Annotated in this window: 9 protein-coding genes and 1 pseudogene; 7 read left to right on the top strand and 3 right to left on the bottom strand. The window is 70.2% G+C overall.

Annotated elements, in window-relative coordinates:
- Positions 1-27 precede the first annotated feature (27 nt).
- Positions 28-681, bottom strand: a pseudogene (locus ADK36_RS17980) (PucR family transcriptional regulator ligand-binding domain-containing protein); the annotation flags it as partial.
- Positions 682-810: 129 nt separating this feature from the next.
- Here ADK36_RS17980 and ADK36_RS17975 point away from each other — a divergent pair.
- The 7 genes from ADK36_RS17975 to ADK36_RS17945 all read left to right on the top strand — a co-directional run bounded on the left by ADK36_RS17975 (position 811) and on the right by ADK36_RS17945 (position 8,544).
- Positions 811-2,280, top strand: a complete 1,470-nt coding sequence (locus ADK36_RS17975) for a sodium:solute symporter (RefSeq protein ID WP_048584010.1) — start codon at positions 811-813, stop codon at positions 2,278-2,280.
- A gap of 54 nt (positions 2,281-2,334) precedes the next feature.
- On the top strand, positions 2,335-3,315 hold the full coding sequence (speB, locus tag ADK36_RS17970) for an agmatinase (protein ID WP_048584009.1): 981 nt from the start codon (positions 2,335-2,337) through the stop codon (positions 3,313-3,315).
- Positions 3,312-5,000 (top strand): thiamine pyrophosphate-binding protein, encoded by a 1,689-nt coding sequence (locus ADK36_RS17965; protein ID WP_048584008.1) that lies wholly within the window; start codon positions 3,312-3,314, stop codon positions 4,998-5,000. The genes speB and ADK36_RS17965 overlap by 4 nt, the downstream gene beginning before the upstream one ends.
- Positions 5,001-5,478: 478 nt before the next feature.
- A complete protein-coding gene (locus tag ADK36_RS17960; RefSeq protein ID WP_048584007.1) occupies positions 5,479-5,859 on the top strand; it encodes a hypothetical protein in 381 nt (126 codons plus the stop codon).
- Between the two features lie 137 nt (positions 5,860-5,996).
- Entirely contained in the window at positions 5,997-6,695 is a 699-nt protein-coding gene (locus ADK36_RS17955) for an ABC transporter ATP-binding protein (RefSeq protein WP_234329795.1), read from the top strand.
- A gap of 68 nt (positions 6,696-6,763) precedes the next feature.
- Complete coding sequence (locus tag ADK36_RS17950) at positions 6,764-7,954, top strand: DUF7224 domain-containing protein (protein ID WP_159029230.1); 1,191 nt, start codon at positions 6,764-6,766, stop codon at positions 7,952-7,954.
- Positions 7,951-8,544, top strand: a complete 594-nt coding sequence (locus tag ADK36_RS17945; protein WP_048584004.1) for a hypothetical protein — start codon at positions 7,951-7,953, stop codon at positions 8,542-8,544. The genes ADK36_RS17950 and ADK36_RS17945 overlap by 4 nt, the downstream gene beginning before the upstream one ends.
- A gap of 125 nt (positions 8,545-8,669) precedes the next feature.
- On the opposite strand, the gene ADK36_RS17940 is transcribed toward ADK36_RS17945, so the two are convergent.
- Positions 8,670-8,897: a hypothetical protein gene (locus tag ADK36_RS17940; RefSeq protein ID WP_048584003.1), complete on the bottom strand. Its 228-nt coding sequence runs from the start codon at positions 8,895-8,897 to the stop codon at positions 8,670-8,672.
- A 101-nt stretch (positions 8,898-8,998) separates the two neighbouring features.
- Positions 8,999-9,805, bottom strand: coding sequence for an endonuclease I family protein (locus ADK36_RS17935; protein WP_053198242.1), 807 nt, complete (start codon positions 9,803-9,805; stop codon positions 8,999-9,001).
- Positions 9,806-10,005 lie beyond the last annotated feature (200 nt).

Raw genomic sequence — 10,005 nt, 5'->3', positions numbered from 1 at the left:
CCCCCCCGGCCCCGGGGCCCGTCAGCCCCCCGCGACCTGGGAAAACGCCCCCCTCCCCGCCCCCCCCGGCCCCCGCCCCGCCTCCCCGGCCACCGACCCGTCCGGGCCGTACAGCACCGCCCAGCCCCCCGTCCGCTGGGCCAGCTGCCGCAGTACCGCCCGTACCGGATCCGGGCGGGAGGCCGCCGCGGCCAGGCTCTGCTGGGCCTCCGCCACGCGGCGCAGTTCGGCGTGGCGGGCCCGGGCCATGAGCTGCCAGACCGCGCGGGCCACGCCCGAGAAGGTCGTCCGGGGCGGGACCTCCAGGAGCGGGAGGCCGTACGCGTCGCAGGCGGCGACCAGCGCGCGCGGCACCGTGTCGTGGACGGGGGCGAGCCCGAAGCCGAGCGCCGCCCCGCCCGCCGCCACGATCCTCGACACGTAGTCGTCGAAGTACGTCCCCGAACCCGCCGCCTCCGGGATGTGCACCCCGGCCGTCAGCAGCAGCTCGCCGCCCAGCAGATACGGATAGGGGTCGGCCATTTCCGAGGTGTGCGCCCAGTGGATGACTGTGTCGGTGCCTGTGTCGGTGCCCGTGCCCGCGATCGGCGGGCCGGCGACCTGGCGCAGGCCGAGGTCCTCGCGGGCCAGGAGCGCCGAGAGCGGTACGGGTGGGGTGGGCGGGACGGCCGGGTCCGGCATGTGGATGTTTCCTCCAGTCGCGCAACCGCGGATGGATGAAACGTACACTTCGCAGTCGCTTTCCGGCCACCTAGTGTCGACGTCTGTCACCCCCCCGCCGACTCGAGCGTTCGATTGAGGGAGGTCCCCGTGGCCGTCGACTACACAGTGATCGTCGTCTATCTGGCCGGCATGCTGGCCATGGGCTGGTGGGGCATGCGCCGCGCCAAGTCCAAGAGCGAGTTCCTGGTCGCCGGGCGCCGGCTCGGCCCGACCATGTACTCCGGCACCATGGCCGCGATCGTCCTCGGCGGCGCGTCCACCATCGGCGGCGTCGGGCTCGGCTACCAGTACGGGCTCTCCGGTGCCTGGATGGTGTTCACCATCGGCCTCGGACTCCTCGCCCTCTCCGTCTTCTTCTCCGCCCGCATCGCCCGCCTGAAGGTCTACACCGTCTCCGAGATGCTCGACCTGCGCTACGGCGGCCGGGCCGGGGTCATCTCCGGCGTCGTCATGTGGGCGTACACCCTCATGCTCGCCGTCACGTCGACCATCGCGTACGCCACGATCTTCGACGTCCTCTTCGACATGAACCGCACCGTCGCGATCGTCCTCGGCGGCTCGATCGTCGTCGCCTACTCGACGCTCGGCGGCATGTGGTCGATCACCCTGACGGACATGGTCCAGTTCGTGGTGAAGACGATCGGTGTGCTGCTGCTCCTGCTCCCCATCGCCGTCGTCAAGGCCGGCGGGTTCAGCGAGATGAAGGCGCAGCTGCCGACCGAGTACTTCGACCCGCTGGGCATCGGCGGCGAGACGATCTTCACCTATGTCCTGATCTACACCTTCGGCATGCTCATCGGGCAGGACATCTGGCAGCGCGTGTTCACCGCCCGCAGCGACAAGACGGCCAAGTGGGGCGGCACCGTCGCCGGCACCTACTGTCTCGTCTACGCCCTCGCGGGTGCCGTCATCGGCACGGCGGCCAAGGTGCTCTACCCCAGGCTCGGCAGCGCGGACGACGCCTTCGCGACCATCGTCAAGGACGAACTCCCGGTCGGTGTACGGGGGTTGGTGCTGGCCGCCGCCCTCGCCGCGGTGATGTCCACCTCCTCGGGCGCGCTCATCGCCTGCGCGACCGTCGCCAACAACGACATCTGGTCGCGGCTGCGGGGCGTGGTCAGCCGCACCGCGGACGGGCACGACGCGCACGACGAGGTGAAGGGCAACCGCGCCTTCATCCTGATCATGGGCGTCGCCGTGATCTGCACGGCCATCGCGCTCAACAACGTCGTCGAGGCGCTGACCGTCGCCTACAACCTGCTCGTCGGCGGGCTGCTCGTGCCGATCCTCGGCGGGCTGCTGTGGAAGCGGGGCACGGCCCAGGGCGCGCTCGCCTCCGTCGTGGTCGGCGGTCTCGCCGTCATCGGCCTGATGGCGACCCACGGCATCCTCGCCAACGAACCCGTGTACTACGGCCTGCTGTCTTCCCTCGCCGCGTACGTCGCCGTCTCCTTGATGACGAGGCCGACCGACGCGGCCGTACTCGCCGCCTGGCGTGAGCGCCTCGCGGGGCGGGCTCCCGAACTCGTGTCCGAACCGGTGCCGACTCCCCAGTAGAGTCTCAGGTAGATGTACATACGCGACGAAGCGTAAGAAAGAAGGCATTTCACAATGACTGGCAACGAGACGCCCCGCGGCCCCGTCGACTCCTCCCGCATCCCGCGGTACGCCGGACCCGCGACCTTCGCCCGGCTCCCGCGCCTCGACGAGGTCGGTCGCGCCGATGTCGCCGTGGTCGGCGTGCCGTTCGACTCGGGGGTCTCGTACCGGCCGGGCGCCCGCTTCGGCGGCAACGCGATCCGCGAGGCGTCCCGGCTGCTGCGCCCGTACAACCCGGCGCAGGACGCGTCGCCGTTCGCCCTGGCCCAGGTGGCGGACGGTGGCGACATCGCCGTGAACCCCTTCAACATCAACGAGGCCGTGGAGACCGTCGAGGCCGCCGCCGACGACCTGCTCGGCACGGGCGCCCGCCTGATGACGCTGGGCGGCGACCACACCATCGCGCTGCCGCTGCTGCGCTCGGTCGCCAAGAAGCACGGCCCGGTCGCCCTGCTCCACTTCGACGCCCACCTCGACACCTGGGACACCTACTTCGGCGCGGAGTACACCCACGGGACCCCGTTCCGGCGCGCGGTGGAAGAGGGCATCCTCGACACCTCCGCCCTCTCCCACGTCGGCATCCGCGGTCCGCTGTACGGCAAGCAGGACCTCACGGACGACGAGAAGATGGGCTTCGGCATCGTCACGTCGGCGGACGTCTACCGACGCGGCGCCGACGAGGTCGCCGACCAGCTGCGCCAGCGCATCGGCGACCGCCCGCTGTACATCTCCATCGACATCGACTGCCTCGACCCCGCCCACGCCCCCGGTACGGGGACGCCGGAGGCGGGCGGCATGACGTCGCGGGAGCTGCTGGAGATCCTGCGTGGGCTGGCCGGGTGCAACCTGGTATCGGCCGACGTCGTCGAGGTGGCGCCCGCGTACGATCACGCCGAGATCACGTCGGTGGCCGCGTCCCACACGGCGTACGAACTGACCACGATCATGTCCCGCCAGATCGCGGCGGCCCGGAAGGACTCGGAAGCGAAGTGACTCACGACCACGACCTGGTGCTCCGCCCGACGGAGGCGCAGATCGCCGCTGCTCTGAACCCTCCCGCCGGCCGCAACGGCGGAGACCTGGTCGTGGAGACGCTGGCCGCGCTCGGCGCGACCACCGTCTTCGGGCTGCCCGGCCAGCACGCGCTGGGCATGTTCGACGCGCTACGGCGGTCCGACCTGCGGTACATCGGGCTGCGGGTGGAGAACAACGCCGGGTTCGCGGCGGACGCGTACGGCCGGATCACGGGTGAGGCGGCGCCGCTGCTGCTGTCGACCGGCCCGGGAGCGCTGACCTCGCTGGCCGCGCTCCAGGAGGCGGCCGCGGCCTCGGCCCCCGTGCTGGCGATCAGCAGCCAGGTCCCGACGGCGGGGCTCGGCGGGGGCCGCCACGGCTACCTGCACGAACTCCCGGACCAGGCGGCGTCGTTCAGGGGCGTGGTGAAGTCGGTCCACACGGTCCGCGCCCACTCCCAGATCCCCTCCGCGATCGAGGCGGCCTGGAAGTCGGCGCTGACGGCCCCGCACGGCCCGGTGTGGGTGGAGATCCCGCAGGACGTGCTGCTGGCCGAGACGTCGATCCCGGTGGTGACGGGCGGCGACGCGTTCCCGGAGGAGCTGCCGCCGCGCCCCGAACTGACGGCGGTGGCCGCCCACCTGCTGTCCCAGGCCACCCGTCCGGCGATCATCGCGGGCGGGGGAGTGGTCCGCGCGGACGCCTCGAAGAAGCTCCGCCAGCTGGCGGAGACGCTCCGGGCGCCGGTCGTCACCACGCCCGGCGGCAAGGGGGCCTTCCCCTGGACGCACCCCCTGTCCCTCCAGTCCTGGATCGAGGACCGGCACACCACGGACTTCCTGGAGGACGCGGACGTACTCCTAGTGGTCGGCTCCGGCCTGGGCGAACTCTCCTCCAACTACCACACGTTCAAGCCGCGCGGCCGGGTCATCCAGATCGAGGCGGACCTCGGCAAGCTGGAGTCCAACCACCCGGCGCTGGGCATCCACGCGGACGCCCGCCTCGCCCTGCAGGCGCTGCTGGAGACGGTGCGGGAGCGGGAGGACGCGACGGCGCCGGAGCGCGTCCGTGAGGTCCTCACGAAGGTCGCCGACCGCATCGCCGCCCAGGAACTCACCCTGGAGCAGGACGTGTTGGCGTCCGTCCGCAAGGCCCTGCCGGCCGACTCCCCGTCCTTCTGGGACATGACGATCCTCGCCTACTGGGCCTGGTCGGCCTTCGACGCCAAGGGCCCCAACCACATGCACTCCGCCCAGGGCGCCGGCGGCCTCGGATACGGCTTCCCGGCGGCCCTCGGCGCGGCCACCGCGGACCCGACCCGTCCGGTGCTCGCGGTGTCCGGCGACGGAGGCGCCCTGTACTCGATCGCCGAGCTGGCGACGGCCCGGCAGTACGACCTGAACGTCACCTGGCTCATCGTCGACGACGGCGGCTACGGCATCCTGCGCGAGTACATGACCGACGCCTTCGGCGAGGCCACGGCCACGGAGCTGACGCGGCCGGACTACGTGGCGCTGGCCGAGTCCTTCGGCGTCCCCGGCGTGCGTACGACCCCGGAGACGCTGGAGGCGGATCTGGCGAAGGCGCTTCAGACCTCCGGCCCGTCGGTGGTCGTCCTCCCGGCGGTACTGCGGATGTTCGCGCCGACGCACCTCGCGATGTGACGCCTCAACGGCCTGGTGCCGGCAGCAGTGGCCGGTTTCCCTCCTTCAAGTAGAGGGAGGAAGAGTCGCGGCTTGACATCTTCAAGCGCGGGACGGCCGTGTGACGAGTTCCCTCAACGGGAGATCGCAGCAGGTCAGACGATGTGCGCGGTCGTACAACAGGCTTGCCGGAGACCGGCGTTGACAGCCGACGAAGACCGTTTGTTTACGAAACCTATAGATCCGAACATGCTTTCTCTATAAGATCCAGACAAGATCGCCGTGCACAGCGTGAAGCGCGCTGTGCACGGCGAGTTGCCCTCCCATCTGACCCATGGGAGGTCAGCGTCGCTCGGGATTGGGCCCGAGCGCGCCTACGGGGGGTTGTTGGGCCCCCCGTGAACACTTTTTGTCTCACTGGGAGTGAGCCTTGCGTTCTGCAAACAGAGTACAGAAGGCTGCCGTAGTTGCGTCCTGCGCGGCGTCGCTGGTGCTTGCCATGGCGCCGTCGGCCCTTGCCGAGGGCTACTTCGACAGCAGCATTTCCGGCGCGGCCCCTGGATTCCAGTCCCGCTGGTGGACCAAGCACAACAACTACGACCGTGACACGGTCATCCAGTTCACCGGGTGCACGACGGCGATCGGTTCCAGCAACAGCACCGAGATCCAGCTCACCAAGTACAAGACCGGCCCGCTGCCGGACGAGAACCGGGGGCGGAAGACCTTCACCGCCTGCTTCGACGGGAGCAGCAGCATCTCCAAGGGCAACTGGGGAGCGCAGCGCGGCGGCGGGGACGAGTACCGCTTCGCCGTTATCAAGATCGACGGAGTCGACTGGCAGGACCGCTTGACGGTCAAGGACGTCGACGTCTGGTACTGATCGAGCGTAGTCGGCGGGCCCTGGACAGCGATCGCTTCCGGGGCCCGCCGCTCCCCCATCTCTGGCAAGGGAACACTATGAGTGCAGAGTCGGTCTGCTTCGAGGGATGCAGCTTCGGGTACCGGCGGAACCGAACGGTGATCGAGGCCCTGGACTTCGGCTTTCCAGCGGGGCGAAGCGTCTTCCTCGGCCCCAACGGGGCGGGAAAGAGCACCGTCCTGGGGCTTGCCGCGTCGGCCTTGCAGCCGCGTTCGGGCAGCGTGCGTCTCGGGGAGCTCTCGCCGCGGCGCGGCAGAGACCTCAAGGCGTACCGCCAGAAAGTCGCCTGGATGCCCCAGCAGATCGACTGCGTACCGGGGTTGACCGCCCGCGAGCAGGTTGCCTACGTCGGCTGGCTCAAGGGCATGTCGCGCGCCGAGGCGTGGAGTCGGGCGGTCGATGCGCTACGCCGGGTCGAACTGGAAGACCATCAGGACCGTAAGGTGTCCGAGCTGTCCGGCGGTCAGAAGCGCCGGGTAGGAGTGGCGCAGTCACTGGTGCATGGCGCGGAGGTACTCCTGCTCGACGAGCCGACGGCCGGAATGGATCCTCGCCAGCGCCGAGTCTTCCACGAGGTGCTCGGGGCGCTGCCGGAGGAGGTGTCCGTGGTGCTGTCCACCCACGACGTCGCGGACCTGGACGAGATCTACGACAACGTCGTGGTTCTGAACGCGGGAACCATCAGGTTCAGCGGTCCCGTGAAGCAGTTCCTGGCGCACGCCTCAGCGGATGCGGCGCCCGGCCGCAGGGCTGAGAGCGCGTACGACAGCATCGTGGGCGGAGTGCCGGCATGCTGATCAGGACAATGGTGCGCACGTCGTCCGTGCCGTGGGCCGCAGGACCATTGTTTCTGCTTGTCTGGTACATGTCCGACGACCTGGGCAGGCGAGTGGTCCCGGCCTACTGGGAGTCGGCGAGTTCGATCCCGGCGTACTGCCTGTTCGCCATCGCGCCGGTATGCGCGGCGTGTGCTGCTTGGGAAGCAGGACGGCTGAAGCGAGGCGGGGTGGCCCAACTGGGGGCGGCCCGTGCCCAGGTCATGGTGGTCGCACAGGCGCTGGCTCCTGTCGCCCTGCTGGGGCTGGCGGCGGTGACCGGGTCGTTCCTGACGGTCCGTGTCTCCATGGGATCGGCCCTGGACTGGCCCTCCGTGTCCGTGATCGGGATGATCACAGTGGTGCTCGCCGCACACATGCTGCTCGGCTTCGTGGTGGGGTACGCCCTGCCGAGACTCCTGGCCCCAGCGCTGATCCTGGTACTGGACTACCTCTGGATGACGTTGCCGCCCACCTTCGACACCATGTGGGTGCGGCACCTGACCGGGCATCTGGAGACGGGTCTGCCGGTGACCGACCGCATCAATCCGGACTCGGTCATCGCCCCGGCGGTCGTTGCGGCGGGGATCGCGGCGGCCGGACTCCTCGTGGCACTCACGAGCGGCAGACGCCGGATGGCGGCGGCCTTGGCAGGAGTACTCGGTATCGGGCTCGGAGGACTCGCCGGTCAGCACCTGGTCGCCGACTGGGGGCCGTCGGCGCCGGCCCTGGCCCGCACGGACCAGCCCGCGTGCGCCGGGAAGAAGCCCGAGATCTGCGTTCCGAGAGAACTCGCCTCAGTGCTACCGGAGCTGGAAGGCGCCTCGGCAGCCGTACTGCCCCGGCTTGCCGACGCCGGCATCCCCGCCCCGCAGCGGCTGAGCACCGCCTCGACGGCGACGCGCGTGGGGCCGGAGACCTGGCGGGTCTATGCGAGCCCGTACCTGACCGAGGACGACGCCCGGGCCGAGATCGCCGAGGCGGCCCTGCCCGACCTGCCCGACTGCCTCGCCCACACGGACGCCTACGTGGGTGATCCCCTGCCCTTGCGCGTGTGGCTCCTGCTGGCGGGCGGGGTGCCCGACGACGTGGTCACCGAGCACTACGGACCCGACGCCCTTCCCGCGATGGCCGGTGTCCGTGCGCAGAGCGAAGAGAAGCAACTGGACTGGTTCCGGCGGAACCTGAATCTGCTGAAGCAGTGTGAGCCGTCGCCCGAAACGCAGGCGATCGTCCGATGACCTTGTGGCTGAAAGCCCGCCGTCCGGCGGTCCTGGCGGCTGGGATCCTGGTGTTCGCGGCGCTTTCCACCGCGGTTGGGGGGCGCCTCGTCGGGCTGCCCTCGTTGAGCGGCACGGGGACCACCACGGTGCCCCTGCTGCTGTTCGTTCCACTCGCGGTCTGCGCGGGCCTGCTGCTCTGCCTCGACAGCGGTGCACAGGCCGCGGAGATCACGGGGGCTCGGCACATCGCCACCTATGACCGGTGCCTGACCGCGCTCACCGGTGCGACGGCGGTCGGCTCGGCCGCTCTGGCCGCCGTGCTCCGGGACGCGCCGGTGGCTGTGGCGGCCGGGCGCAACGCGCTGTTCCTGATGGGGCTGGCCTTGTGCGTCCGGGCCGCGTGGGGCAGCGGCGTCGGAATGCTGGTGGCCGCGGGATGGGTGGTCATGGTGACGCTCGTCGGGTACGACGCCTACCGCACACCGCGCGTGTGGGCCGTACTCGGGCTCGCGCCAGGGGACGTCGCCGGCATCGCGTTGGCCGGCTGCTGCTTCGCCGCGGGACTGGGAGTGCTGGGCCGGTCGACCGCCGGACGCAGACTGCGATAGCGGGCTCCTGCGCGGCTTCGTGTGCTGCTTGCGGCCGACGTGTCCGCCGCGGGACCGGCTGACGGCAAGGTTGTCCGGTTCGCCGGCCGGGGCCCCTTTTGGCGGGCCCCGGCCGTTGAAACCGCCTAGTCGCGCGTGTAGTCGACGTGGTCGCGGTTGTAGCAGGCGTCGTCCACCGCGGGGCCGGTCCACGGTACGGCCCACGGGACGACCGCGAGGGCCTGCCTGCAGAGGCCGGCGCTGGTGTAGCCGGCGATGTTGATACGGCCCCGGTCGCCGTCGTCGGCCTGGGCCGGGGCGGCGAGGACGAGGGCTGCCATGGTGAACGCGGCGAGCGCGCTGATCTTCTTCATGGCCGGTCAACAGCATCACATCGGCGCAGGTCACTCCGCTGCACAGGTGGTACCGGGTGCGCCAGGGGCCGGACGAGGCCCCTGGCACGTCGACAGCTCGCCTACCAGATCGCCTCGACCCACTCCGGGTGGTCGATGAACGGGTTGCGGTTGTGCTGGTAGGAGTCGTAGATGACCTCGTTGCGGCGCTCTTCGAAGGCGCTCGGCGGGTCCTGCTCGTTCCACTGCTTGAGGATCGAGAGCTTGCCCATGAACGGGTTGCTGCCGTTGCCGACCTTCTCGTTGGGCTCCAGGTCGGCGAAGCCGTCGTCACCCTCGTAGCGCACGGCCATGTAGAGGATCATGCGGGCCACGTCGCCCTTGTCCGCGGCGCGCGGCTGGAAGGAGTCGGAGTCGACGAGGCTGCCGCCGCCGTTGGTGACGCTGCTGCCGCCGTTGTCGAAGTCCAGGTTGCCGCGGATGCTGTTGACCTGGACGTCGCAGGCGCGCAGGTGGTGCAGGTCCGTGCCGGGACCGGTCACCTCGCCGAAGTCGCCGTGGGACTTGGCCCACGTGTGCTCGCGGTTCCAGTTGCCGGTGCTGCCGCCGTTGAGGGACTTGCTGCGGGAGACGCCGCTGTACAGCAGGAGCACGTTGCTGCTGTTGTTCGGATCCTGGTCGGCGGCCTTCAACGCGTTCCAGACCGCTGAGTACGAGATCTTCGTCTGGTCGCTGATGATCGTGTGCAGCGATTCCTTCAGGGCCGTACCGGTCTTGCCGATCGCGTCGGCGTAGTACGTGTCGTCGTACTCCGTCGTCGTGGCCGCGGCAGGGGCCGCGGTGAGCGCCGGGGTCATGAGGCCGACCAGGACGGCGGCGGTCGTCAGCGCCACTGGTTTCCAGCGGGGGCGTATGCGTGTCGCCAGCATGTGGGGTGTCCCATCTACGCGGGTTGAATGGAGGCGGCAAACGGGAGAGTGGCATGGACATGCGGTGGTGTCGAGGGCTTGCGCGTGTCCATTGGGTGACGGGAAACGGCAAATCGGGGCTTGTCTACGCGAGTTGCAGCCCGAACGGGAGCGTGCAACGGCCCCCGACAGGGCGTCGGGGGCCGTGACGCGGGAGCCGG

This window comes from Streptomyces viridochromogenes, from assembly GCF_001270495.1.
Lineage (GTDB): Bacteria > Actinomycetota > Actinomycetes > Streptomycetales > Streptomycetaceae > Streptomyces > Streptomyces viridochromogenes_A.
Note: the sequence above shows the minus strand (reverse complement) of the source record. Positions and strands in the feature narration are given on the sequence as shown.

What these genes read in the sequence shown, in the direction of transcription:
- speB (WP_048584009.1), top strand. Translation starts at nt 2,335, where the DNA reads ATGACTGGCAACGAGACGCCCCGCGGCCCCGTCGACTCCTCCCGCATC.
- ADK36_RS17960 (WP_048584007.1), top strand. Translation starts at nt 5,479, where the DNA reads ATGGCGCCGTCGGCCCTTGCCGAGGGCTACTTCGACAGCAGCATTTCC.
- ADK36_RS17950 (WP_159029230.1), top strand. Translation starts at nt 6,764, where the DNA reads ATGTCCGACGACCTGGGCAGGCGAGTGGTCCCGGCCTACTGGGAGTCG.
- ADK36_RS17945 (WP_048584004.1), top strand. Translation starts at nt 7,951, where the DNA reads ATGACCTTGTGGCTGAAAGCCCGCCGTCCGGCGGTCCTGGCGGCTGGG.
- ADK36_RS17940 (WP_048584003.1), bottom strand. Translation starts at nt 8,897, where the DNA reads ATGAAGAAGATCAGCGCGCTCGCCGCGTTCACCATGGCAGCCCTCGTC.
- ADK36_RS17935 (WP_053198242.1), bottom strand. Translation starts at nt 9,805, where the DNA reads ATGCTGGCGACACGCATACGCCCCCGCTGGAAACCAGTGGCGCTGACG.